Origin of the sequence: Streptomyces sp. NBC_01723, assembly GCF_036246005.1 — a bacterium.
Classification (GTDB): domain Bacteria; phylum Actinomycetota; class Actinomycetes; order Streptomycetales; family Streptomycetaceae; genus Streptomyces.
On the sequence record NZ_CP109171.1, the window covers coordinates 5,810,911 to 5,835,539 of the forward strand.

Genomic DNA, 24,629 nt, shown 5'->3' on the forward strand with positions numbered 1-24,629 from the left:
CCGCCCCGGCCGGGATCATGGGTCGTATGAGTTCGCCGCTGCAGCGGCGGGTCCGCGACTGGATCGCCGCACCCGCCTACCCCTGGGTCACCGGTGGCGTCGTGACGGCCGGAGCGGTCGCCGAGCTGATCGTCATCCCCGCGGGCGTGACGACCACCATCGGGGTGCTCGTCTCGGCCGCCTCGCTGATGTGGCGGCGCTCCTTCCCGCCGATCGCCGTGCTCACCGTCGCCGCGGGACTCCTCGGCTTCGCCGGCGACATCAACCTCTACGTCTCGATCATGGTGAGCGGACTGATCGGCTGCTACTGCCTCGGCCGGCGCCGGGTGCTGCACCCGGCGCTGACCGTCGCGGGGGGCGCGCTCGGCGCCGTCTGCGTGAACCTGGTGCACATCAACACCTGGTCGCGGATGGAGCTGCCGGTCCCGGCGCTGTGGGAGAAGGGCTCGCTCAGCCTGTTCGCCGAGTCGTTCCTGCTGACCGTGGTGGTCTTCGGCGCCGTCATGATGGGTGACGCGGTGCGCTCCCGCGAGGAGACCCGCACCGAACGGCATCTGGCCCAGGCCCGCATGATCGCGATGGAGCGGCAGCAGGCCGCCGAGGCCGAACGGGCCGCCATCGCCCGTGAACTGCACGACATCGTCTCGCACTCGGTGTCGATGATCGCCGTCCAGGCCGAGAGCGCCACCTACACCACCCCCGGACTCACCCCCGAGGCCCGCGACGGCTTCCAGCAGATCGCCGCCACCGCCCGCTCCTCGATGGCCGAACTGCGCCGTCTGCTCGGGGTGTTGCGCACTCCTCAGGGCGAGGTGGCCCTCACCGCTCCGCAGCCGACCCTCGACCACCTCGGCGAACTGGTCGAGCAGCACCGGGCGGTGGGCGGCGTGGCCGAGCTGCGGATCACGGGGGAGCGGGTGCCGCTGCCCGCCGCATGGGAGCTGTCCGCCTACCGGATCACCCAGGAGGCGCTGACCAACGCGCGCAAGCACGCGCCGGGTGCCCGTACCGTGGTGGAGGTCGACTACGGCGCCGGCCGGCTCCTCACCCTCCGCGTCCGCGACGACGGCCCCGGCCGCGGTGCCGGCTCCGGTCCCGGCGCGGGGCACGGCCTGACCGGGATGCGGGAGCGGGCGGCCCTGGTCGGCGGGCGGCTCAGTGCCGGGGCGGGACCGGACGGCGGGTTCCTGGTGGAGGCGGAGCTGCCGTGGGGGAGCGGGTGAATCCGGTGGCGGGAGCGAGGGGTACGGGCGTGATCAGGGCATTGGTCGCCGACGACCAGGCGGTCGTCCGCACCGGCTTCGTGAACCTCCTGGGCACCCAGGACGACATCGAGGTCGTCGGCGAGGCGGCGGACGGGGTGCAGGCGGTCCGGGTGGCCGCCGAGACCCGGCCCGACCTCGCCCTCCTCGACATCCGCATGCCGCACCGCAACGGCATCGAGGCGGCCCGCGAGATCCTGGCCGCCTCCGGCGGCGCGACGAAGGTCCTGATGCTGACGACCTTCGGTCTCGACGAGTACGTGTACGACGCCCTCGCCGCCGGGGCGGGCGGCTTCCTGCTCAAGGACGCCACCTTCCCCGAACTGCTGCACGCGGTCCGGGTGGTGGCGGCCGGCGACGCGCTGCTCTCGCCCGGCATCACCAAGCGGCTGATCGCCGAGTTCGTCCACGCGCGCGGGTCCAGGCTGCCGGTCCACGCGGCCGGCGACCTCACCGTCCGGGAGACGGAGGTGCTGACCCTGATCGCCAGGGGCCTGTCCAACGCGGAGATCGCCGGCCGCCTCACCATCACCGACCACACCGTGAAGACGCACATCAACCGGGTGTTCGCGAAGCTGGAACTGCGGGACCGGGCCCAGGCCGTGATCGTGGCCTACGAACTGGGCCTGGTCCGGGCGGGCGGGGGACCCTCAGCCGGAGAAACCGAGGTGCGCGAGCCGCAGTGAGCCGCGGAGCCTGACGCGGACGTCGTGGACGCCCCCGGCGGTGAAGGCGCCGTCGAGGTCCACGTAGTCGTACGGCCCCGGCGTGGGCGCGTCCGGCGACAGCACCGCCACCGGCGGCCCCCCGTCGAGGGCGATCTCGACCGTGCCCCCGCCTGCCACCGACACCGTCACCCCGGTGACACCGGACCCGAAGCCGCAGTCCCGGTAAAGCAGTTCACCGGTCCGGTCCGCCACCGGCGCCACCGCGTCGCCCGCCACCCTCGTCCGGTCGACGATCTCCGTGCCGCTCTGCTCGTCGAAGTCGGCGGCCGCCAGGCCGCGTTCGCGCACCGGGCGGGGCGCGGCCAGCTCTCCGTCCAGGACGACGGTCGTCTCCAGGCGCACGTCCTCGCTGGAGGCCCCCACCAGCAGCGCGTACGGCCCCGGCTCCAGCCGCCACCGGCCGTGCGCGACGTCCCAGAACGCGAAGGCGGACAGCGGCACGTCGAAGGACACCCGGGCCGTCTCGCCCGGAGCGAGGCCCGACCGGCGGTGCGCCAGCAGCTCCCGGCGCGGACGCGGGACCGACCCGCACCCGGCCCGGACGTAGAGCTGGGCCACCTCGTCGGCGGTGACGTCCCCGGTGTTGGTGACGGTGAAGGACACTGACACCCGCCCGTCGGCGGCTCGCGCGGTCAGGTCGCCGTAGCCGAAGGACGCGTAGGACAGGCCGTGCCCGAACGGGAACAGCGGGGTGCCCTCGAAGTAGAGGTAGGTCTGACGGCCGCCGATCACGTCGTAGTCGAGCGGATCGGGCAGGTCGGCGTCGTCCGCGTACCAGGTCTGCGGGAGCCGGCCGCCCGGTGAGACGTCCCCGGCGAGGACCCGGGCCAGCGCGGTGCCGGCCGCCTGTCCGCCGTGCGCGGTCCACAGCACCGCCCCGAGCCCCTCCGTGTCCACCGCGTACGGATAGGCGGACACCAGCGCCAGCACGGTGGCCGGACCGGCGGCGCGGGCCGCGCGCAGCAGCCGCTCCTGGTGGGCGGGCAGCCGCAGGGTCGTACGGTCCTCGGTCTCCCGGCCGTTGATGTGCGGGTCGTTGCCCGCGACCACCACGACCACGTCCGCCTCGGCCGCCGCCCGCGCCACCGCGTCCTCGCCGCGTTCGGTGACGACCAGGCCGAAGACCTCGGCGGCGTCCTCGTCCGGGGCGGCAACCTTCACGCCGTCGGCGGCGACCCGGACGTGACGACCCGTTCCCAGGTGCCTCAGGAGGTGACCGTTCCCGTGCGGTTCGAGACGGAACGTCTCCTGCACGACCCAGCCGCCGGGCTGGTCGGCGGAGGCACGCAGGCGGCCGTCCCCGGCGACCGACAGGTAGCGGCCGTCGGGGGCGCGCAGGGTGAGGACCCCCTCGCCCCAGTCGGTCAGCGCGAACTCGGTGCCGACGGCGTCGGTGGTGAGCGGCGGCAGGTCGGTGCGGCCGGCCAGCAGGGCCGGGTCGAGGGCGCCCTCGGCGCCGTGCGCCTCGTCGGCGGAGCCGTCGGCCGGGAGCACGTGCAGGTGGGACCCGTCGGCAGTGCGCAGCCGGACCCGGTCCACGCCCTCCGCGAAGCTCACCCGGTCGGCGCCGAACCGCTCGTACAGGCCCTCCAGCGGAGTGGAGCGGTGGATGAGCGTGCCGCTGTACCAGTCGAGCTTGCACTCGTCGGCGAGCAGCCCGACGACGGCGACGCGGGTGTCGGGGGCCAGCGGCAGGACGCCGTCGTTCCGCAGCAGGACCACCGCCTGCTCGGCCGCCTCCAGGGCCAGCGCCCGGTGCTCCGGCGTGTCGACGTCCGTGGCGGTGTCGGCCGTGACGGCGTACGGGTCGTGCTCCGGGTCGAACTCGCCGAGCCGGAAGCGGACCGACAGCTGGCGGCGCACGGCCGCGTCCACGTCGGCCTCGGTCAGCAGGCCCCGGTCGAGGGCGCCGCGGACGCGCGCGAGGGTCGTCGAGGAGTCCGTGCCGTGGTCGGTGAAGCTGTCCACGCCGGCCCGCAGCGCGGCGGCCGTCGCCTCCTCGTGGGTGGCGAAGTAGTGCTCGGAGTCGACCAGGTTGGAGGGCGCGCCCGCGTCCGAGCAGACCAGCAGGTCGTCCTCCGTCCAGGTGCGCAGGTGTCCGGCGAGGTGAGGGGAGACGTGGTTGGGGCGGCCGTTGACGAGGTTGTAGGCCGGCATCACCCCGGCGACCGCGCCTGCCTCGACGGTCGCGCGGAAGGCGCGCAGGTCGTACTCGTGCAGGACGCGCGGGCGCACGGACGACGAGGAGGTGTCCCGGTCCCGCTCGTTGTTGTGCGCGAGCCAGTGCTTGAGGACCGGCGCCGTACGCCAGTACACCGGATGTCCGCCGCGCAGGCCCCGGGTGTAGGCGGTGGCGAGGGCGGAGGTGAGCCTCGGGTCCTCGGAGTAGCCCTCCTCGTTGCGGCCCCACAGGGGGTGGCGGAGCAGGTTCACGGTCGGCGACCAGACGTTGAGGCCGACCCGGTCGTCGCGGGCGCGCATCGCCCGGGCCTCCTTGGACACCGCCTCGCCGACCCGGCGCAGAAGGTCCTCGTTCCAGGTCGCGCCGAGCCCCACGGCCTGGGGGAACACGGTCGCCGGGCCCATCCAGGCCACGCCGTGCAGCGCCTCCTGTCCGGTCCGGAAGGCGGCGATGCCGAGCCGTTCGACGGCGGGCGCGAACTGGTGCAGGAACCGGGTCTTCTCGTCCGGCGTGAGCCGCGACATCAGGTCGTCGACGCGCTTCGCGAACGGCAGACGCGGATCACGGAAGGGTGGCGCGGGCGGCGTGGATGCGGTCACGTGGGGTTCCCCTTGCGATGGGTCGGCCAGGCGCATTCGAAGCGCTTCGATGCTGATTTGCCGCAGGGGTGGGTGTCAAGGCGCTTGAGCGTCCCACCTTCGACTGCTCGTCCCAACCCAGTTGCCACATAAGCAGGTTCGGTCGATCCGGCCCTGCGTCCACCCCGGAGGAATTCTGGGATCGGCTCTTGTGCGCCCCCAGGGGTTCACTTAACCTCGCAGCAACATCGAAGCGCTTCGACTAAGCCTCCCCACATCGCAGCCGACGGCCACCGCCGCGTGTCCCGGTGCGCCACGAAGGGTTGACGCAAATGACGCCGAACGCCGCCTCCGGTCCCAGCCGGAGAAGTTTCCTCGCCTCCACGGCGGTCGCCACCGCAGCGGTGGCCGGAGGGGTGCCGCTTCTCTCCGCCTGCGGGGGATCCGACGGAGGCTCGCGCGACGGCACCACGTCGGGCAAGGACGCCGACAAGCTGCTGCCGGCGTACGTGGCGGCCGGCGTGGTCACCCCCGACATCCCCAGCAAGAACGGCTCCGCGGTCGGCTTCACCGGCAAGCTGGACCTCGCGGAGCTGAAGACCTCGGTGCCCGAGAAGCTCGGCAAGGGCGGCCGGGTCACCGTCATGTCCCCGTTCTGGGGGTCACCGCCCAAGGAGGACAACGCCTACTACCGGGCGATGAACGACCTCGTCGGCGTCGACGTGGCCTGGCAGAACCAGGACGGCAACACCTACGACCAGAAGCTCGGCGCGGTCCTCGCCTCCAGCGAGGTGCCCGACGTGGTGGTCGTGCCCGGCTGGAACATGACCGGCAGGATTCCCAGCGCCATCATCGGCAAGTTCGCCGACCTCGGCCCCCACCTCTCCGGCGACGCGGTCAAGGCGTACCCGAACCTCGCCGCGATCCCGACCGACGCCTGGCGGCGCTCGATCTTCGGCGACAAGCTCCGCGGCCTGCCGATGCCCTCCTCCTACGTGACCGCCATCGTTCCGCTGTACCGGCGGGACGTCTTCGAGAAGGAGGGCTACGAAGTCCCGCGCTCCTGCGACGAGTTCATGGCGCTGGCCAAGGACGCCACCAGTGCGAAGGCCAAGCGCTGGGCCTGCCTGGACATGAAGTGGACCGCCTTCAACGCCTTCGGGGTGCTCTCCGGCAACGAGAAGTCCCTCGGCTGGAACGAGGTCGACGGCAAGCTCGTGTACCGCATCGAGACCGACGAGTACCTCGAAGCGCTGGAGTGGACCCGCAAGCTCTTCGCCGCCGGTGTCGTGCACCCCGACGCCAGGCTGGGCAAGAGCAACGCCGCCGACCCCGGCCCCAAGTTCGCCGCCGGCGAGTTCCTGGTCTACAACCAGGACGCCTCCCAGTGGTGGAGCCGCACTGCCGAACAGGCCACGCAGAACCCGGAGTTCGAGATCTGGGGCATGGACATCTTCGGGCACGACGGCGGCGCCCCCACGCTGTGGGCGCAGAACCCGGCGAGCATCTTCGCCTTCGTCAGCAAGAAGGCCTCCGAGTCCGTGATCCGCGACGTGCTGGCCGTCGCCAACGTCACCGCGGCGCCGTACGGCACCAAGGAGTACATGGCGACCAACTACGGCGTGGAGGGCACCCACTACACCGTGAAGGACGGCGTGCCCACCAAGACCGACCAGGGCAACATCGACGTGCTGAACGCCTTCGTGATGGTGGCGAGTCCCGCCGCGACCATCGCCCACCCCGACTTCCCCGAGGTGGCCCGCGGGCAGGTCGAGTGGCAGCAGCGAATGGGCGCCGTCACGAAGAAGCCCGCGTTCTACGGCATGCAGATCACCGAACCCGCCCGCTACACCAACCTCGCCAACGACTTCGAGCAGCTGGAGGACGACGTCGTCCGCGGCCGCAAGAAGATCGGCGACATGCAGCAGGCCGTCGCCGACTGGAAGAGCAAGGGCGGCGACAAGCTCCGCGACTGGTACCGGAAGATCCTCGACGAGAACGGACCCGCGGCCGGCTGACCAGGTACCGAGGCAAGGAGAACCGCCGTGTCGCACAGCACGGTGCCTCGGACCGACACCGAGGCCGAAGCAGAAGTGAAGGAGAACCCCCCGGCGGCGCACCGCGGTGGCCCCGGGCCCCGGGGGAGACCGCCCGGCGGGAAGCTCGGCCTGCGGCTCAGGCTGCGCCGCGACCGCGTCCTGCTGCTGATGACCCTGCCGGCCGTCCTGCTGGTGCTGCTCTTCAACTACGTACCGATCCTCGGCAACGTCGTCGCCTTCCAGGAGTACGACCCCTACCTCAGCGACAACGGCGTCGTCTCCATCCTGCACAGCCCGTGGGTGGGGCTGGAGAACTTCCAGCGGATCTTCCAGGACTCCGCCTTCTGGAACGCGGTGCGCAACACGCTGGTCCTCTTCGTCCTCCAGCTCGTCCTGTACTTCCCGATCCCCATCCTGCTCGCGCTGCTCATCAACAGCGTGGTCCGGCCCCGGGTGCGCGCGATCTCGCAGGCCATCCTCTATCTGCCGCACTTCTTCTCGTGGGTGCTGGTCGTCGCCGTCTTCCAGCAGCTGCTCGGCGGCGCGGGGCTCCTCTCCCAGCTGCTGCGGGCGCACGGGTACGACGGGCTCGACATCATGACCGACCCGGAGACCTTCAAGTTCCTGATCACCGCGCAGAGCGTGTGGAAGGACGCCGGCTGGGGGATCATCGTCTTCCTCGCCGCCCTGGCGTCGGTCAGTCCCGACCTGTACGAGGCGGCGGCGATGGACGGCGCGGGCCGTTGGCGCCGCATGTGGCACGTCACCCTGCCCGCCCTGCGGCCGGTCATCGCCCTGCTGCTGGTGCTCCGCGTCGGTGACGCCCTGACCGTCGGCTTCGAACAGATCCTCCTGCAGCGCGGCGCCGTGGGGCCGGGCGCCGCCGAGGTCCTGGACACCTTCGTGTGGTGGAACGGCGTACGCAACCAGGACTTCGGCTACGCGGCCGCCGCCGGCCTCGTCAAGGGCGTCATCAGCCTCGGCCTGGTCCTGGCCGCGAACAAGGTGGCCCATGTGATGGGCGAGCAGGGGGTGTACAAGAAGTGACCGCCTTCATCGACAGACCCGCGAAGCCCCCGAGGCCCGCGCGCACGCCCGGCCGGTGGACGGCCCCGCCCCGCCCGGTGTGGGAGGAGCAGCCCAGCCGCGCCGGACTCGCGGGCAAGGGGCTGGTGCTGCTCCTGGCCTGCCTGGGGATCCTGTTCCCGCTCTGGATCGTCGTCGTCACCAGCCTGTCCACCCGCAGGACCATCGACGAGGCCGGCGGCCTGGTGATGATCCCCAAGGACGTCACCTTCGTCGCCTACCAGGAACTGCTCAGCGGCGGCCAGGTCACCCGGGCGGCGATCGTCAGCGTCGGCGTCACGCTCGTCGGCACCCTGTTCTCCATGGCGGTGTCCGTGCTGTGCGCCTACGGACTCTCCCGCAGCGGCTCCCTCGGCCACCGCTGGATCCTCATGCTGCTGCTGGCCACGATGTTCTTCAGCGCCGGCCTCATCCCCACCTACCTGCTGGTGCAGTCCCTCGGCCTGATGGACAGCTACCTCGCCCTGATCCTGCCCAGCGCCATCAGCGTCTTCAACATCCTGGTGCTGCGCGGCTTCTTCATGGGCATCTCCCCGGAACTGATCGACAGCGCCCGCATCGACGGCGCGGGCGACCTGCGCATCCTGTGGCGGATCGTGCTGCCGCTGTCCCGCGCGGTCGTCGCGGTGATCACGCTGTTCTACGCGGTCGGCTACTGGAGCGCCTGGTTCAACGCCTCCCTGTACCTGAACGACCAGGACATGCTGCCCCTCCAGAACGTCATGATCCAGCTGGTCCAGAAGCAGGAGGCGCCGGTCGGCCTCGGCCAGGCCATCAAGACCGGCGAACTCTCCGGCCTCGCCGTGCAGATGGCCGTGATGGTCATGGCCCTGCTGCCGGTCGCCGTCCTGTCCCCGTTCGTCCAGCGCCACTTCAGGAAGGGCATGCTCACGGGGGCGGTGAAGGGCTGATGCCGGACCTCTCGGACGTGACCCGGCACCGCATCCTCTACGGCGGCGACTACAACCCCGAGCAGTGGCCGGAGGAGACCTGGCCCGAGGACGTCCGCCTGATGAGAACCGCCGGCGTCAACACCGTCACCGTCGGCGTCTTCTCCTGGGCGCGGCTCGAACCCCGGCCCGGCGCACACGACTTCGCCTGGCTGGACCGGGTCATGGACCTGCTGCACGCGGGCGGCATCGGCGTCGTCCTCGCCACCCCCACCGCCTCACCCCCGCCGTGGCTCGGCCACCTGCACCCCGACACCCTGCCCCGCGACGCGGACGGCCGCACCGAGTGGTGGGGCGGCCGGCAGCACTTCTCGCACTCCAGCGCCACGTACCGCCGGCGGGCCGCCGCCATCACCGAGGCCCTGGCCGCGCGCTACGCGAGCCATCCCGCCCTCACCATGTGGCACATCAACAACGAGTACTGCACCCATGACCACGGCGACGAGGCCGCCACCCGGTTCCGCCGCTGGCTCCAGGACCGGTACGACACCCTCGACGCCCTCAACACCGCCTGGGGCACGGCCTTCTGGAGCCAGGGTTACGGCGACTGGGCCGAAGTCATGCCGCCCCGCCGCACCCACTACCTGAGGAACCCCGCGCAGGTCCTGGACTTCCGGCGGTTCACCTCCGACATGCTCCTGGAGTGCTTCGTCGCCGAGCGCGACATCGTCCGCCGCCACACCCCGCACCTCCCGGTCACCACCAACTTCATGCCGCTCTGGTCCGGCCAGGACGCCTGGCGCTGGGCCGAGGAGGAGGACGTCGTCTCCGTCGACCTCTACCCCGACCCGCGCGATCCGTACGGCGCGCAGGAGGGCGCCCTCGTCCAGGACCTGACCCGCTCCCAGGCGCGCGGCCCGTGGATGCTCATGGAGCAGGCGGCGGGCCCGGTCAACTGGCGCGGTGTGAACCACCCCAAGCCCCGCGGCCTGAACCGCCTGTGGTCCTTGCAGGCCGTGGCCCGGGGCGCGGACGCCGTCTGCTACTTCCAGTGGCGCCAGTCGAGACAGGGCGCCGAGAAGTTCCACTCCGGGATGGTCTCCCACGCGGGCCCGCGGGGCCGCACGTACGAGGAGGTCGTGCGGTTGGGCGCCGACCTCGCGAAGCTCGGCCCGCACGCCGCCGGCACCCGCGTCACCGCCGACCTCGCCGTCCTGCACGACTGGCACTCCTGGTGGGCCTCCGACCAGGAGGCCCGCCCCTCCGCCCGCGTCGACCACGCCGACGTCCTGCGCGCCTGGCACCGCGCGCTGTGGCGGGCCCACCTCACCGCCGACTTCGCCCACCCCGACCACGACCTGACCCCGTACAAGGTGGTCCTCGTCCCCCAGCTGTACGCGCTCACCGACACCGCGGTCGACAACCTCCTCGCCCACGTCCGCCGCGGCTCCACCCTCGTCTGCGGTTTCCTCACCGGCGTCGCCGACCGGGACGACCGGGTCAGGCCCGGCGGCATGGACGCCCGGCTGCGCGAGCTGTTCGGCATCCGCACCCTGCACGAGTGGTGGCCCCTGGAGGAGGACGAGCGCGCCGACTGCGACGGCTTCGGGGGCGTCCTGTGGTCGGAGGAGATCGAACCGGACGGCACCGCCGACGAGGTGATCCCGTATCGGGGCGGTGAGCTGGACGGACGTCCGGCCGTCCTGCGCAAGGGCGGCGCCTGGTACCTCTCGACCCTCCCCGAACCGGACGCCCTGCGCGACCTGCTCGCCCGGATCGCCGCCGACGCCGGCGTCCGGCCGGCGCTCGACGGACTCCCGGCCGACGTCGAGGCGGTGCGCCGCGGCGGCCTGCTCTTCCTCCTCCACCACGGCCGCGACCCCGTCACCGTCGCCGTCCCCGGCACCCACCGCGACCTGCTGACCGACGCCACCGTCACCGACCGCGTCACCCTCGGCCGCCACGGCGCGGCCGTCCTCACCGAACCCGCTTCATGAGCGCCACCCGTGCACTCCCCCCACCCATGGAAGGAACCCCATGGCACTACGCACCCGCACTCTGAAAGCCCTCCTCGCCCCGGCCCTCGCCCTGGGCGCCACCCTCGGTCTGGCCTCCGCCCCCGCCCAGGCCGCCGTCTGGAACTCGTGCGACCAGTGGGGCAACACCACCCTGGACGGCTACATCCTCTACAACAACATCTGGGGCTCCGGCGCCGGCGCCCAGTGCGTCTGGGCCAACTCCGGCACCAACTGGGGCACCTGGGCCGACCACCCGAACACGGGCGGCATCAAGTCCTACCCGAACGCCAAGAAGGTGATCAACAAGCCGATCACCTCCCTCGGCTCGCTCCGCAGCAGCTACGACGTCACGGTCCCGGCGTCCGGCGCGTACAACACGTCGTACGACATCTGGGACACGGACTACGACTACGAGATCATGCTCTGGGTCAACCACCACGGAGCCGTCGGCCCGCTCGGCAGCCCACAGGGTTCCGTCACGCTCGGCGGCCACTCCTGGAACGTCTACAAGGGCAGCAACGGCGCCAACGAGGTCTTCTCGTTCCTGCGCACCTCGGACTCCAGCTCCGGTACGGTCGACATCCTGCCGATCCTGAAGTGGATCAAGGACACCAAGGGCTGGATGGGCGACGAGACCATCGGTGACGTGCAGTTCGGCTACGAGATCACCTCGTCCGCCGGCGGCCTCGACTTCACCACCAACAACCTGACGGTCAGCGGCGGCTGACCCACCGCACGCACCCCGGCCCGGGGGCCGGCCCCGCGCTCACGACCGCGCGGGCGCCGGTCCCGAGCTGGCCCGGACGGTCAGCTCCGGCGCGAGCAGCACGACCTCGTCGCTCCCGCGTCCGTCGAGCTTGGCGATCAGCTGCTCCACGGCCTGCCGGCCCATCTCCTGCGCGGGCAGGGCGACCGAGGTGAGCCGCACCGAGGCATGGGTGGCGACCTGCTCCGGGCAGACCGCGACCACCGACACGTCCTCGGGGACGGCCCGGCCCTGCTGGCGCAGCAGGGAGAGCAGCGGCTCGACGGCCGACTCGTTCTGGACGACGAAGCCCGTGGTGTCCGGACGCTCGTCGAAGACCCGGGCGAGGGTCGCGGCCATCGCGTCGTACCCGCCCTCGCAGGGCCGGTGCAGCAGCCGCAGGCCCAGCTCCCGGGCCCCGCCGCGCAGCCCGTCGAGGGTGCGTTCGGCGAAGCCGGTGTGCCGTTCGTAGACCGCGGGGGCCTCGCCGATGACGGCGATGTCGCGGTGGCCCAGCCCCGCCAGATGCTCCACGCACAGCGCGCCGGTCGCCCGGAAGTCGAGGTCGACGCAGGTCAGCCCGTCGGTGTCGGCCGGCAGACCGATCAGCACCGACGGCCGGTCGGTGCCCCGCAGCAGCGGCAGCCGTTCGTCGTCCAGCTCGACGTCCATCACGATCATCGCGTCGGCCAGCCCGCTGCCCGTGACGCGGCGCACCGCGTCGGGGCCCTCCTCACCGGTGAGCAGCAGGACGTCGTACCCGTGGGTGCGCGCGGTCGTGGCGACGGCGATGGCGATCTCCATCATCACCGGCACGTACATGTCCCTGCGCAGTGGGATCATGAGCGCGATGATGTTCGACCTGCTGCTGGCCAGGGCGCGGGCGCCGGCATTCGGGTGGTAGCCGAGCGTGCGGATGCTCTCCTCGACCCGCTGCCGGGTGGTGGTGGAGATGGACCGCTTGCCGCTGAGGACGTAGCTCACCGTGCTCGCGGAGACTCCGGCGTGCTGGGCGACCTCGGCGAGGGTGACCATCCAGCTCTCCAAGCGTTGTGAAGCGCTTCGACAGCGCGCGGGGTTGATATGGGGCGGACGAGGGTGGTTCGACAGTAGCTTCGGGGCGGACGGGTGTCCATAGCCTGTCGAAGCGCTTCGACAGCGTACTCCGCCGATTCTCCGCTCCGCACAACCCGCCGCGGCATCGGCCGAACGGCCGCACGAAGGGTGGTGGGGTGGCCCGGTATCGGGTACATACGATCGGGTAGCACCGACTAGTAACGTACGTCCGCAAGTTCGCGCAGGACGAATCGTTGAGGTGAGCCTCATGTCCGCAGCAACCACCCCCTCCTCCCGGCCCACGGTCACCGAGCGTGAGGCCCGCCAGGTCGCCGAGGCGGCCCGCGAACAGGACTGGCGCAAGCCCAGCTTCGCCAAGGAGCTGTTCCTCGGCCGCTTCCGCCTCGACCTCATCCACCCCCACCCGTTGCCGGCCGACGACGACGTCCAGCGCGGCGAGGAGTTCCTCGCCAAGCTGCGCGACTTCTGCGAGACGAAGATCGACGGATCCGTGATCGAGCGCGACGCGCGCATCCCGGACCAGGTGATCACGGGGCTGAAGGAGCTGGGCGCCTTCGGCATGAAGATCGACACCAAGTACGGCGGTCTCGGCCTGACCCAGGTCTACTACAACAAGGCCCTCGCCCTGGTCGGATCCGCGAACCCGGCGATCGGCGCGCTGCTCTCCGCCCACCAGTCGATCGGCGTGCCCCAGCCGCTGAAGATGTTCGGCACCCAGGAGCAGAAGGACGCGTTCCTGCCGCGCTGCGCCCGCACCGACATCTCGGCGTTCCTGCTGACCGAGCCGGACGTCGGCTCCGACCCGGCCCGGCTCGCCACCACCGCCGTTCCGGACGGCGACGAGTACGTCCTCGACGGCGTGAAGCTGTGGACGACCAACGGCGTCGTCGCCGACCTGCTCGTCGTGATGGCCCGCGTCCCGAAGTCCGAGGGCCACAAGGGCGGCATCACCGCCTTCGTCGTGGAGGCCGCCTCCGACGGCGTCACGGTCGAGAACCGCAACGCCTTCATGGGCCTGCGCGGCCTGGAGAACGGCGTCACCCGCTTCCACCAGGTGCGCGTCCCCGCCGCCAACCGCATCGGCCCCGAGGGCGCCGGCCTCAAGATCGCCCTCACCACCCTCAACACCGGCCGCCTCTCGCTGCCCGCCATGTGCGTCGGCGCCGGCAAGTGGTGCCTGAAGATCGCCCGCGAATGGTCGGCGGTGCGTGAGCAGTGGGGCAAGCCGGTCGCGCTGCACGAGGCGGTCGGCTCGAAGATCTCGTTCATCGCGGCCACCACCTTCGCCCTGGAGGCGGTCCTCGACCTCTCCTCCCAGATGGCCGACGAGGACCGCAACGACATCCGCATCGAGGCCGCCCTAGCCAAGCTCTACGGCTCCGAGATGGCCTGTCTGATGGCCGACGAACTGGTCCAGATCCGCGGCGGCCGCGGCTTCGAGACCGCGGCCTCCCTGGAGGCGCGGGGCGAGCGGGCCGTGCCCGCCGAGCAGATCCTGCGCGACCTGCGCATCAACCGCATCTTCGAGGGCTCCACCGAGATCATGCACCTGCTGATCGCGCGGGAGGCCGTCGACGCCCACCTCTCGGTCGCCGGCGACCTGATCGACCCCGACAAGACCCTGGCCGACAAGGCGAAGGCGGGCGCGCAGGCCGGCGCCTTCTACGCCAAGTGGCTGCCCAAGCTCGTCGCGGGGCCGGGCCAACTCCCGCGCTCCTACGCCGACTTCCATCCCTCCGGCCACCCCGACCTCGCCGCCCACCTGCGCTACGTCGAACGCGCCGCCCGCAAACTGGCCCGCTCCACCTTCTACGCCATGTCCCGCTGGCAGGGCCGGATGGAGACCAAGCAGGGCTTCCTGGGACGGATCGTCGACATCGGCGCGGAGCTGTTCGCGATGAGCGCCGCCTGCGTCCGCGCCGAACACCTGCGCGCCACCGACGACCACGGCCGCGAGGCCTACCAGCTCGCCGACGCCTTCTGCCGCCAGGCCCGGATCCGCGTCGAGGAACTCTTCGGCCGCCTCTGGACCAACACCGACGACCTGGACCACAAGGTCGTCAAGGGCGTGCTGGGCGGCGCGTACGAGTGGCTCGAGCAGGGCATCGTCGACCCGTCGGGAGACGGCCCCTGGATCGCGGACGCGACCCCGGGAGCCTCCCAGCGGGAGAACGTCCACCGCCCCATCCCCTGAGCGTGCCAGCCGCGGTCCCGGCCCTGTGGCCGGGGCCGCCGCCCGGCACGCCCTCCCCGCGACACCCGTGCGAGGGACGCGCTGTCCTCGCTGAGGGCCGTTGCGGCCACAATGGGGGGATGAGCGACAGTCCAGCCCCACTCGCCGACCCCCACCTCGTCTACGACCCGGTGGCGGGCGACGGCCCGAAGGACGTGGTGATCCTCGGGTCCACCGGGTCGATCGGGACCCAGGCCATCGACCTCGTGCTGCGCAACCCGGACCGCTTCCGGGTCACGGGCCTGTCCGCCAACGGCGGCCGGGTCGACCTCCTCGCCGAGCAGGCGCACCGGCTGAGGCCGCGGACCGTCGCCGTCGCCCGCGAGGACGTCGTCCCCGCGCTGCGCGAGGCACTGGGTGCTCGGTACGGCGGGCGGGAGCCGCTCCCCGAGATCCTCGCGGGACCGGACGCGGCGACCCGGCTGGCCGCCTCCGACTGCCACACCGTCCTCAACGGCATCACCGGCTCCATCGGACTCGCTCCGACCCTCGCCGCCCTGGAGGCCGGCCACACCCTCGCGCTGGCCAACAAGGAATCGCTCATCGTCGGCGGCCCGCTGGTCAAGGCCCTTGCCAAGCCGGGGCAGATCATCCCGGTCGACTCCGAGCACGCCGCCCTCTTCCAGGCCCTGGCCGCCGGCACCCGCGCCGACGTACGCAAGCTCGTCGTCACCGCGTCCGGCGGCCCCTTCCGCGGCCGGACCAGGGACCAGCTGGCCCGCGTCACCGTCGACGACGCCCTCGCCCACCCCACCTGGGCGATGGGCCCGGTGATCACGATCAACTCCGCCACCCTGGTCAACAAGGGCCTGGAGGTGATCGAGGCGCACCTCCTCTACGACATTCCCTTCGACCGCATTGAGGTGGTCGTGCACCCGCAGTCGTATGTCCACTCGATGGTTGAGTTCACGGACGGATCGACCCTGGCCCAGGCGACGCCCCCCGACATGGGCGGGCCCATCGCCATCGGCCTGGGCTGGCCCGAACGCGTCCCCGACGCCGCCCCCAGCTTCGACTGGAGCAAGGCCTCCACCTGGGAGTTCTTCCCCCTGGACAACGAGGCCTTCCCCTCGGTGAACCTGGCCCGGCACGTCGGACAGCTCGCGGGCACGGCCCCGGCGGTGTTCAATGCCGCCAACGAGGAGTGCGTCGAGGCGTTCCGCTCCGGCGCGCTGCCGTTCCTCGGGATCATGGAGACCGTCACGCGGGTGGTCGAGGAGCACGGCACCCCTCGTACGGGAACCTCGCTCACCGTCGCGGACGTCCTCGAAGCGGAGACCTGGGCACGCGCCCGGGCCCGGCAACTGGCGGCACAGACGGCGGAGGCCCGTGCATGACGACCCTGATGTTCATCCTCGGCATAGTCCTCTTCGCCGTCGGCCTGCTGTTCTCCATCGCCTGGCACGAGCTGGGCCACCTCTCCACGGCCAAGCTCTTCGGCATCCGGGTGCCGCAGTACATGGTCGGCTTCGGACCGACGATCTTCTCGCGGAAGAAGGGCGAGACCGAGTACGGCGTCAAGGCCATCCCGTTCGGCGGCTACATCCGCATGATCGGCATGTTCCCGCCCGGTGCCGACGGCCGCATGGAGGCCCGCTCCACCTCGCCGTGGCGCGGGATGATCGAGGACGCCCGCTCGGCCGCCTTCGAGGAGCTCCAGCCCGGCGACGACAAGCGCCTGTTCTACACGCGCAAGCCGTGGAAACGGGTCATCGTGATGTTCGCGGGCCCGTTCATGAACCTCATCCTGGCGGTGGTGCTGTTCCTCACCGTCCTGATGGGCTTCGGCATCTCGCAGCAGACCACCACCGTCAGCTCCGTCTCCCAGTGCGTCATCTCACAGACGGAGAACCGCGACGACTGCACCAAGTCCGACCCCGCCTCCCCGGCCGCGGCGGCAGGCCTCCGGGCCGGCGACAAGATCCTCTCCTTCGACGGCGTACGGACCGACGACTGGGACAAGCTGTCCAACCTGATCCGCGCCAACCCCGGCGAGCAGGTGCCGGTCGTCGTCGAGCGCAAGGGTGAGGAGATCACCCTGAACGCGACCATCGCCACCAACCAGGTCGCCAAGAAGGACGCGAACGGCCAGATCGTCGAGGGCGAGTACGTCACCGCCGGCTTCCTCGGCTTCAGCGCCGCCACCGGCGTGGTGAAGCAGGACTTCGGCCAGTCCGTGACCTGGATGGGCGACCGGATCGGCGACGCCGTCGACTCCCTCGCGGCCCTGCCCGCCAAGATCCCCGCCCTGTGGGACGCCGCCTTCGGGGACGGACCCCGCGAGGCCGACTCACCGATGGGCGTGGTGGGCGCCGCCCGGGTCGGCGGTGAGATCGCCACCCTGGACATCCCGCCCACCCAGCAGCTGGCCATGTTCGTCATGCTGGTGGCCGGCTTCAACCTCTCCCTGTTCCTCTTCAACATGCTCCCGCTGCTGCCGCTCGACGGCGGCCACATCGCGGGCGCGCTGTGGGAGTCGCTGCGCCGGGCCGCGGCCAAGGTGCTGCGCAGGCCCGACCCGGGCCCCTTCGACGTCGCCAAGCTGATGCCGGTGGCCTACGTGGTGGCGGGCATCTTCGTCTGCTTCACGCTGCTGGTGCTGGTGGCGGACGTCGTCAATCCCGTGCGAATCTCCTGATATCGGCACAATCCGAACGATCCGATGAGAAGCCCGATCCGGAGAGCCTGTCCCTCCGGGTCGGGCTTCACTCCGTTCGTCCGGCAGATGGACGCCAACGGGTGCATCTCCCGCGCACCGTGTCCCCGGCGTTCATGCGCGTGCCGTAATCTCGATTGCCGGAGCCCGCCGCAGAACGGGGCCGGACCTTGATCCACGACTTGGGGTTGCACAGCAGATGACTGCCATTTCTCTCGGCATGCCGGACGTTCCGACCAGGCTCGCGGAGCGCCGCAAGAGCCGGCAGATCCAGGTCGGCGCCGTGGCGGTGGGCGGCGACGCCCCCGTGTCGGTGCAGTCCATGACCACGACCCGTACGTCGGACATCGGCGCGACGCTCCAGCAGATCGCCGAGCTGACCGCGTCCGGCTGCCAGATCGTCCGGGTGGCCTGCCCGACCCAGGACGACGCGGACGCGCTCCCGGTGATCGCGCGGAAGTCGCAGATCCCGGTGATCGCCGACATCCACTTCCAGCCCAAGTACGTGTTCGCGGCGATCGAGGCGGGCTGCGCGGCGGTCCGCGTCAACCCGGGCAACATCAAGCAGTTCGACGACAAGGTCAAGGAGATCGCCAAGGCCGCGAAGGACCACGGCACCCCGATCCGCATCGGCGTGAACGCGGGCTCCCTGGACCGCCGCCTGCTCCAGAAGTACGGCAAGGCCACCCCCGAGGCGCTCGCCGAGTCCGCGCTGTGGGAGGCGTCCCTCTTCGAGGAGCACGACTTCCGCGACATCAAGATCTCCGTCAAGCACAACGACCCGGTCGTGATGGTCGAGGCCTACCGCCAGCTCGCCGCCCAGTGCGACTACCCGCTGCATCTCGGCGTGACCGAGGCCGGCCCAGCCTTCCAGGGCACCATCAAGTCGGCGGTCGCCTTCGGCGCGCTGCTCTCCCAGGGCATCGGCGACACCATCCGCGTCTCCCTCTCCGCCCCGCCGGTCGAGGAGATCAAGGTCGGCATCCAGATCCTGGAGTCGCTCAACCTGCGCCAGCGCGGCCTGGAGATCGTCTCCTGCCCGTCCTGCGGCCGCGCCCAGGTCGACGTCTACAAGCTCGCCGAAGAGGTCACCGCCGGGCTCGACGGCATGGAGGTCCCGCTCCGCGTCGCCGTCATGGGCTGCGTCGTCAACGGCCCCGGCGAGGCCCGCGAGGCCGACCTCGGCGTCGCCTCCGGCAACGGCAAGGGCCAGATCTTCGTCAAGGGCGAGGTCATCAAGACCGTCCCCGAGTCGAAGATCGTGGAGACCCTCATCGAGGAGGCCATGAAGATCGCCGAGCAGATGGAGAAGGACGGCGTGACCTCCGGCGAACCCTCCGTCTCGATCGCGGGCTGACCCTCCCGCTCCGGCCGCGTCGCCCGGAGGGCGGCGCGGCAAATGCGTGGCAGGTACAGTGCGGGGACCAGCAGATCTCAGGGTGAGGCCCCCGCACGTGTTGACGCAGACCACCTCCCGCGTGCTCGAACCGAGCGACCTGGACGCCGCGCTCGCCATCCTCGACAGCGAGCCGGTCGCGAACGCCTTCGTCGCCGCCCGGGTGAACATCGCCGGACTCGACCCGTGGCGCCTCGGCGGGGAGATGTGGGGCTGGTACGAGCACGGCATGCTGACGTCCCTGTGCTACGCGGGCGCCAACCTGGTCCCCATCTGCGCCAACGAACGCGCCGTCCGCGCCTTCGCCGACCGCGCCCGCCGGGCCGGCCGCCGCTGCTCCTCGATCGTCGGCCCCGCCGACCAGACCGCCCAGCTGTGGCGGCTGCTCGAACCCGGCTGGGGCCCCGCCCGCGAGGTCCGCACCCGCCAGCCCCTCATGGTCACCGACCGCATGCCAGGGGACATCGTCCCCGACCCCTACGTCCGCCGCGTACGCAAGGACGAGCTGGACCGGGTCATGCCGGCCTGCGTGGCGATGTTCACCGAGGAGGTCGGCATCTCCCCGCTGGCCGGCGACGGCGGCCTGCTCTACCAGGCCCGGGTCGCCGAACTCGTCGGCTCCGGCCGCTCGTTCGCCCGCTTCGACGCGGACGGCAAGGTCGTCTTCAAGGCCGAGATCGGCGCCGCCACCGACCGCGCCTGCCAGATCCAGGGCGTGTGGGTGGCCCCCGAGTACCGGGGCAAGGGCCTGGCGGCACCGGGCATGGCGGCGGTCCTGCGCTACGCCCTCGCGGACGTGGCCCCGGTGGCGAGCCTGTACGTCAACGACTTCAACACCGCGGCACGACGGACGTACCTCCGGGTGGGCTTCCGAGAGGTCGGCGCCTTCATGAGCGTGCTGTTCTGAGCCCCGCGACAGGGCTGTAGGCTCCCCGCCATGGACCTCGTGATCGGCCCACTGGACCTCTCCTCGCACGTGGACGAGGCCCTGGCCGTGCAAGCCGCGGCGTTCGGACTCGGCCCCGACGAGGTCGCCGTCCGCCGCCAGATCGTCCTGCGCCACATGACCCACCCGGGCGCCCGGGCCCTCGGGGCCACCGTCGGCGGCGACCTCGTCGGGTTCGTCTACGGCATGCCCAACGACCGCACCCACTGGTGGTCCACCGTGGTCGAGCCCTACCTCCGCGCCCAGGGCACGGACGACTGGCTCGACGACTCCTTCGTCATCACCGAACTCCACGTCCACCCGGCCCACCAGAACCGCGGCGCGGGCCGCACCCTGATCACCACGATCACCGACAGCGCCACGGAACCCCGCTCGATCCTCTCCGCCATCGACACCGAGAGCCCCGCCCGCGGCCTCTACCGCTCCCTCGGCTACCAGGACCTGGCCCGCCAGGTCCTCTTCCCGAGCGCCCCCAAGCCGTACGCGGTGATGGGGGCCCCGCTCCCGCTGCACAGGCGATAACCGATTTCCACCGGGCAGGACCACCCGGCTAACCTCCTAGCACCACCCTTACGCAGCAGGAGACACGAGATCCATGGCCAACGCACCGGTCCAGCGCATGTCGAAGTTGATGGCGAAGACGCTGCGCGACGACCCGGCGGACGCCGAGGTCCTCAGCCACAAGCTGCTGGTCCGCGCCGGCTACGTGCGCCGCACCGCCGCCGGCCTCTGGAGCTGGCTGCCGCTCGGCAAGAAGGTCCTCGGCAACATCGAGCGCATCGTCCGCGAGGAGATGGACGCCATCGGCGCCCAGGAGGTCCAGCTCCCCGCCCTGCTGCCGCGCGAGCCGTACGAGGCCACCGGCCGCTGGGAGGAGTACGGCCCCGAGCTGTTCCGCCTCCAGGACCGCAAGGGCGGCGACTACCTCCTCGGCCCGACCCACGAGGAGATCTTCACCCTCCTGGTGAAGGACCAGGCGTCCTCCTACAAGGACCTGCCGGTCATCCTCTACCAGATCCAGAACAAGTACCGCGACGAGGCCCGCCCCCGGGCCGGCATCCTGCGCGGCCGCGAGTTCCTGATGAAGGACTCCTACTCCTTCGACGTCGCCGACGAGGGCCTGGCCGAGTCCTACGCCCTGCACCGCGCCGCCTACCAGCGCATCTTCGAGCGCCTCGGCCTGGACTACCGCATCTGCGCGGCCACCGCGGGCGCGATGGGCGGCTCGAAGTCCGAGGAGTTCCTGGCCCCCGCGCAGGCCGGCGAGGACACCTTCGCCGACTGCCCGAACTGCGACTTCGCCGCCAACACGGAAGCGATCACGTACACCCTCAAGCCGGTGGACGCGGCCTCCGTACCCGCCGCCGAGGACATCCCCACCCCCGACACCCCCACCATCGAGACCCTCGCCGCCTCCCTCGGCGTCGAGGCCTCCGCCACGCTGAAGAACCTCCTGGTCAAGGTGGACGGCGAGATCGTGGCCGTGGGCGTCCCCGGCGACCGCGAGGTCGACATGGACAAGGTGGAGGCGCACTTCGCCCCCGCCGCCGTCGAACTGGTCACCGCGGAGGACTTCGTCGGCCGCCCCGACCTGGTCCGCGGCTACGTGGGCCCGCAGGGCCTGGGCGACAAGGTCAAGTACATCGCCGACCCCCGCGTCGCGCCCGGCACCGCATGGATCACGGGCGCCAACAAGGCCGACACCCACGCCAAGAACGTCGTGGCGGGCCGCGACTTCGAGGTCGACACCTACGTCGACGTCGTGGTCGTCCGGGAGGGCGACCCCTGCCCGAACTGCGGCACCGGCCTCAAGCTGGACCGCGCCATCGAGATCGGCCACATCTTCCAGCTGGGCCGCAAGTACGCCGACGCCCTCAAGCTCGACGTCCTCGGCCAGAACGGCAAGCCGGCCCGCGTCACGATGGGCTCCTACGGCATCGGCGTCTCCCGCGCCGTCGCGGCCCTCGCCGAGCAGCACGCCGACGACAGGGGCCTCGTCTGGTCCAAGGAGGTCGCCCCGGCCGACGTCCACGTCGTCGCGGCCGGCAAGGCCCTCCAGACCGAACTGGCCCTCGAAGTCTCCGACAAGCTGGCCGCGGCCGGCGTACGCGTCCTGGTGGACGACCGGGCGGGCGTCTCCCCGGGCGTCAAGTTCACCGACTCGGAACTCATCGGCGTCCCCCAGATCCTGGTCGCCGGCCGCCGCTCGGCCGACGGCGTCCTGGAACTCAAGGACCGCCGCACGGGCGCACGCGAGGAACTGACGGTCGACGAGGCCATCACCCGCCTCACCAGCTGACCCCTGCCGGGGGTGCGGGCGCGGGGGTGGGTGTCGCGGTCCGGCGCTTGCCGGGTGCCGCCGCGCCCCCGTGCCGCCCCGGCGGCACGGGGGCCCGCAGCTACGCGGGAGAGCCGCGTACGGCGAGAAGTGGTCGTGTCGGGGGGTGTCCGCCCGCAGCGGTTGGCGCGTCAACGAGCGTCGCTTCTGTGGCCGACCGATTCGCGCCGTTCCGAGGACGGACACCTCCCCGGCGCGACCCCGTCCCACAACGCAACGCACCGCGCCACGCGCACCCCCGCCCAACCCGCTCAGGCCGCCGCAGGCACCCGCACGCCCCCCACCTCACAGCCAGCCCGCGAACTCCAACAACAGCTCCGCGTCCTTCTCCCGACCCACCCGCCGAGCCCGCACCCCCGACTCGACCGCGCGGAACAGCGTCCACCCCCGCAGCCGCTCCTGATCGACCTCCAGCGACTCCGCGAGCCGCTTCACACGACGCCGGGTGGTCGAGGCCCCCGAGGGCTGCGCGATCAGGTCCTCGACCCGATCCCGCACCAGCCGTGCCAGGTCGAACGCACTCTCGCCCACCACCGGATCCGGCCCCACCGCCAGCCAGGGCATCCGATCCCCGGCCAGCACCTTGCTCTGCCGAAACGTCCCGTGCAGCAGCCGCGCCGGAGGCGGCCCCGCCAGCAACTCCTCCCGGGACCCGAGCGCCGCGTCGACCAGCGGCGCCACCTCGGGGTCCGCCGCCGCCCCCGCCCGCATGGCCTCCGCCTGCCGCCCGGTCCGCTCGGCCACCGTCTCGAAGGGGTGACCGTCCGGCGGCTCGACCCACAGCCGCCGCAGCGCCCCCGCCGCCTCCAGCAACGCCTTCGCCTCCGGCAACGACCGCACCGACACATCCGGATGCAGCCGCTCCAGCAGCAGCACCCCCTCGCCGCCCTCCCCGACAGCGGCCTCGTCGACAGCGGCCTCCTCGCGCAGCTGAACCGCCCCCAGCCCACCCCAGTGCGCCAGCGCGGCCCGCTCACTCTCCGGACGCGCCCGCCGCGGCGCCAGCTTCAGCACCGCCGGCGTCCCGTCGGCATCCCGCACGAGGACCACGAGGCTGCTCCGCCCACCGGGCACCTGCACCCGCTCGGCGCTCAGCCCGCGCAGCGCCACCGCCCGCTCCGCCGCCTCCGGCAGCCGCGCCAGCCAGTCGTCGCCGCCAGGTGCCGTCTCGCCGAGCGCCCTGACCAGCCGCCGCGGCGCTTCGAAAGCCATGCGCGAGCCGTTCCCTTCCCGTACGTGCAGCCGTACGCGTTACCCAGTCGGTGTGGCCGAAGCCGAGGCATCGGGAGCCGAGGTGCGCGCCGACGACGTGCCGGTCCGCTCCGCGAGCCCAGGGAAGGCTACGCTCCCGCCCCGCCACCGCGCCGCCCGGACCGCGGCCTCCCGCAGAGCCCCGGCGGCAGCGGCCCGCCGGTCGCCCTCGGCCGCCCGCACCAGGTCGGAGTAGACCCCGGCGAGCCGCTCCTCCAGCTCGCCGGCCAGTCGCACCGCGGCGGCCGCGTCCGGCACGGAGAAGGGCAGCGCGTATCCGGCGGACGCGGCCACCGGCCGCCCGCCCAGGCCCCGCACGTCGCGCACCAGCGCGTCCCGCCGTGCCCGGTGCGCGTCATACGCGGTCCGCGCCTCGCCGCGCCGTTCCTCACCGATCCGCCCGCCGACGACCCCGTAGCCGTACACGGCCGCGTGTTCGGCCGAAAGCGCCGCCTGGAGGGCGTCCAGCTCCCGGTCCTCCGCCTCGCTCACCGTCACCCTCCGTCCGTCAGTAGATACACGTGCGCCGCCCCGGCCGCCGCCACCGACGCCAGCAGCCGCGCCAGCTCACCCGGCACCTCCAGCAGCGCCTCCGCCCGCCGGTCGGCCAGCTTCCGCTCGGCACCGGCCAACAGGGCCACCGCGTCCTTCTCGTCCGCCGGCACCCGCCCGACGTCGTCCCCCGGACCGGCAGCCCGCGCGGACACCGAAGGCGAGGCCCCCGACGACGCCGACGCCCCCGGCGAGGCCGCCCGACCCGCACCGAACGCCCCCACGTGCCGCAGGACCTCCTCCCGCAGCGGACGCAACCGCTCCGCCAGCCCCGGATGAGCGGCGATCACCGCCGCGTACCGCGCGGCCAGCGCCTCGCTGTCCCGGCCCGCACGCGCGCGTGCCGCGTCGGCCGCGGACCGTTCGGCGGCCGGTTCCCCGGCCTCCGGGTCGCCGGAGCACCCGACGAGCAGGACGGCCCCGGCGGCCCCGGCGGCCGACACGAGCAGACTCCTTCTGCGCGGCCCCGACGGCGGGCGCGGCGATGCGGAACACGACACGGCAGACGTCCTCGACAAGCTCGTACGGAAGCGGCGGCAAAGCGACGGACAGCGACGGACACAGCGACGGGCAGAGCGACCGGCGACGCGGCGGCGACCCACGGTGCGGCCGGCCCGTGATCACGGTACCCGGGCCCCGGCCGGGCGCCGGT

At 72.1% G+C, this 24,629-nt stretch carries 19 protein-coding genes; 14 read left to right on the forward strand and 5 right to left on the reverse strand.

Annotated features, from left to right (window positions below; all coding sequences use genetic code 11):
* Positions 1-26: 26 nt before the first annotated feature.
* A complete protein-coding gene (locus OIE75_RS27035; RefSeq protein WP_307015382.1) occupies positions 27-1,223 on the forward strand; it encodes a sensor histidine kinase in 1,197 nt (398 codons plus the stop codon).
* Positions 1,224-1,252: 29 nt separating this feature from the next.
* Positions 1,253-1,948 carry a response regulator gene (locus OIE75_RS27040; RefSeq protein WP_307015383.1) on the forward strand — a complete coding sequence of 232 codons (696 nt, stop codon included), beginning with the start codon at positions 1,253-1,255 and terminating at the stop codon, positions 1,946-1,948.
* Here the strand turns inward: OIE75_RS27040 and OIE75_RS27045 are convergent.
* The gene (locus OIE75_RS27045; RefSeq protein ID WP_329472351.1) at positions 1,913-4,771 is read right to left on the reverse strand and encodes a glycoside hydrolase family 3 C-terminal domain-containing protein; all 2,859 of its coding nucleotides are present in this window, start codon (positions 4,769-4,771) and stop codon (positions 1,913-1,915) included. The genes OIE75_RS27040 and OIE75_RS27045 overlap by 36 nt on opposite strands.
* 311 nt (positions 4,772-5,082) lie before the next feature.
* Between OIE75_RS27045 and OIE75_RS27050 the strand changes: the two genes are divergently transcribed.
* The 5 genes from OIE75_RS27050 to OIE75_RS27070 are packed head-to-tail and all read left to right on the forward strand — an operon-like array spanning position 5,083 to position 11,510.
* Positions 5,083-6,768, forward strand: coding sequence for an extracellular solute-binding protein (locus OIE75_RS27050; RefSeq protein ID WP_329472352.1), 1,686 nt, complete (start codon positions 5,083-5,085; stop codon positions 6,766-6,768).
* A gap of 27 nt (positions 6,769-6,795) precedes the next feature.
* Positions 6,796-7,836, forward strand: coding sequence for an ABC transporter permease (locus tag OIE75_RS27055; protein ID WP_329472353.1), 1,041 nt, complete (start codon positions 6,796-6,798; stop codon positions 7,834-7,836).
* Entirely contained in the window at positions 7,833-8,786 is a 954-nt protein-coding gene (locus tag OIE75_RS27060; protein WP_443078392.1) for a carbohydrate ABC transporter permease, read from the forward strand. Before OIE75_RS27055 ends, OIE75_RS27060 begins: the two co-directional genes overlap by 4 nt.
* The gene (locus OIE75_RS27065) at positions 8,786-10,762 is read left to right on the forward strand and encodes a beta-galactosidase (RefSeq protein WP_329472354.1); all 1,977 of its coding nucleotides are present in this window, start codon (positions 8,786-8,788) and stop codon (positions 10,760-10,762) included. Before OIE75_RS27060 ends, OIE75_RS27065 begins: the two co-directional genes overlap by 1 nt.
* Positions 10,763-10,802: 40 nt before the next feature.
* Positions 10,803-11,510 (forward strand): glycoside hydrolase family 12 protein, encoded by a 708-nt coding sequence (locus OIE75_RS27070; protein ID WP_307015388.1) that lies wholly within the window; start codon positions 10,803-10,805, stop codon positions 11,508-11,510.
* Between the two features lie 39 nt (positions 11,511-11,549).
* Here OIE75_RS27070 and OIE75_RS27075 read toward each other — a convergent pair whose 3' ends face one another.
* On the reverse strand, positions 11,550-12,563 hold the full coding sequence (locus OIE75_RS27075; RefSeq protein WP_122615118.1) for a LacI family DNA-binding transcriptional regulator: 1,014 nt from the start codon (positions 12,561-12,563) through the stop codon (positions 11,550-11,552).
* Between the two features lie 289 nt (positions 12,564-12,852).
* Here OIE75_RS27075 and OIE75_RS27080 point away from each other — a divergent pair, with 289 nt between their 5' ends.
* From OIE75_RS27080 to OIE75_RS27110, 7 genes are all read left to right on the forward strand, one after another.
* Positions 12,853-14,799, forward strand: a complete 1,947-nt coding sequence (locus OIE75_RS27080; protein WP_329472355.1) for an acyl-CoA dehydrogenase family protein — start codon at positions 12,853-12,855, stop codon at positions 14,797-14,799.
* Positions 14,800-14,918: 119 nt separating this feature from the next.
* Complete coding sequence (gene dxr / locus OIE75_RS27085; protein WP_307015390.1) at positions 14,919-16,175, forward strand: 1-deoxy-D-xylulose-5-phosphate reductoisomerase; 1,257 nt, start codon at positions 14,919-14,921, stop codon at positions 16,173-16,175.
* Between the two features lie 8 nt (positions 16,176-16,183).
* Positions 16,184-17,476 (forward strand): M50 family metallopeptidase, encoded by a 1,293-nt coding sequence (locus tag OIE75_RS27090; protein ID WP_307018157.1) that lies wholly within the window; start codon positions 16,184-16,186, stop codon positions 17,474-17,476.
* A gap of 217 nt (positions 17,477-17,693) precedes the next feature.
* Positions 17,694-18,851 (forward strand): flavodoxin-dependent (E)-4-hydroxy-3-methylbut-2-enyl-diphosphate synthase, encoded by a 1,158-nt coding sequence (gene ispG, locus OIE75_RS27095; protein ID WP_125495191.1) that lies wholly within the window; start codon positions 17,694-17,696, stop codon positions 18,849-18,851.
* Positions 18,852-18,948: 97 nt separating this feature from the next.
* Positions 18,949-19,797, forward strand: a complete 849-nt coding sequence (locus OIE75_RS27100; RefSeq protein ID WP_307015391.1) for a GNAT family N-acetyltransferase — start codon at positions 18,949-18,951, stop codon at positions 19,795-19,797.
* A gap of 30 nt (positions 19,798-19,827) precedes the next feature.
* On the forward strand, positions 19,828-20,358 hold the full coding sequence (locus OIE75_RS27105; protein ID WP_329472356.1) for a GNAT family N-acetyltransferase: 531 nt from the start codon (positions 19,828-19,830) through the stop codon (positions 20,356-20,358).
* A 73-nt stretch (positions 20,359-20,431) separates the two neighbouring features.
* The gene (locus OIE75_RS27110; RefSeq protein ID WP_329472357.1) at positions 20,432-22,135 is read left to right on the forward strand and encodes a proline--tRNA ligase; all 1,704 of its coding nucleotides are present in this window, start codon (positions 20,432-20,434) and stop codon (positions 22,133-22,135) included.
* A 324-nt stretch (positions 22,136-22,459) separates the two neighbouring features.
* Here the strand turns inward: OIE75_RS27110 and OIE75_RS27115 are convergent, their stop codons facing one another.
* Genes OIE75_RS27115 through OIE75_RS27125 form a run of 3 tightly spaced genes read right to left on the reverse strand, consistent with a single transcriptional unit; the run spans position 22,460 to position 24,477 of the window.
* Positions 22,460-23,386 carry an aminoglycoside phosphotransferase family protein gene (locus OIE75_RS27115; protein ID WP_307015394.1) on the reverse strand — a complete coding sequence of 309 codons (927 nt, stop codon included), beginning with the start codon at positions 23,384-23,386 and terminating at the stop codon, positions 22,460-22,462.
* A gap of 39 nt (positions 23,387-23,425) precedes the next feature.
* The gene (locus OIE75_RS27120) at positions 23,426-23,917 is read right to left on the reverse strand and encodes a ferritin-like domain-containing protein (RefSeq protein ID WP_161331256.1); all 492 of its coding nucleotides are present in this window, start codon (positions 23,915-23,917) and stop codon (positions 23,426-23,428) included.
* 2 nt (positions 23,918-23,919) lie between these two features.
* Complete coding sequence (locus OIE75_RS27125; RefSeq protein ID WP_307015396.1) at positions 23,920-24,477, reverse strand: hypothetical protein; 558 nt, start codon at positions 24,475-24,477, stop codon at positions 23,920-23,922.
* Positions 24,478-24,629 lie beyond the last annotated feature (152 nt).

What these genes read in the sequence shown, in the direction of transcription:
- OIE75_RS27035 (WP_307015382.1), top strand. Translation starts at nt 27, where the DNA reads ATGAGTTCGCCGCTGCAGCGGCGGGTCCGCGACTGGATCGCCGCACCC.
- OIE75_RS27050 (WP_329472352.1), top strand. Translation starts at nt 5,083, where the DNA reads ATGACGCCGAACGCCGCCTCCGGTCCCAGCCGGAGAAGTTTCCTCGCC.
- OIE75_RS27065 (WP_329472354.1), top strand. Translation starts at nt 8,786, where the DNA reads ATGCCGGACCTCTCGGACGTGACCCGGCACCGCATCCTCTACGGCGGC.
- OIE75_RS27070 (WP_307015388.1), top strand. Translation starts at nt 10,803, where the DNA reads ATGGCACTACGCACCCGCACTCTGAAAGCCCTCCTCGCCCCGGCCCTC.
- OIE75_RS27075 (WP_122615118.1), bottom strand. Translation starts at nt 12,563, where the DNA reads ATGGTCACCCTCGCCGAGGTCGCCCAGCACGCCGGAGTCTCCGCGAGC.
- OIE75_RS27080 (WP_329472355.1), top strand. Translation starts at nt 12,853, where the DNA reads ATGTCCGCAGCAACCACCCCCTCCTCCCGGCCCACGGTCACCGAGCGT.
- dxr (WP_307015390.1), top strand. Translation starts at nt 14,919, where the DNA reads ATGAGCGACAGTCCAGCCCCACTCGCCGACCCCCACCTCGTCTACGAC.
- OIE75_RS27090 (WP_307018157.1), top strand. Translation starts at nt 16,184, where the DNA reads ATGTTCATCCTCGGCATAGTCCTCTTCGCCGTCGGCCTGCTGTTCTCC.
- ispG (WP_125495191.1), top strand. Translation starts at nt 17,694, where the DNA reads ATGACTGCCATTTCTCTCGGCATGCCGGACGTTCCGACCAGGCTCGCG.
- OIE75_RS27105 (WP_329472356.1), top strand. Translation starts at nt 19,828, where the DNA reads ATGGACCTCGTGATCGGCCCACTGGACCTCTCCTCGCACGTGGACGAG.
- OIE75_RS27110 (WP_329472357.1), top strand. Translation starts at nt 20,432, where the DNA reads ATGGCCAACGCACCGGTCCAGCGCATGTCGAAGTTGATGGCGAAGACG.
- OIE75_RS27115 (WP_307015394.1), bottom strand. Translation starts at nt 23,386, where the DNA reads ATGGCTTTCGAAGCGCCGCGGCGGCTGGTCAGGGCGCTCGGCGAGACG.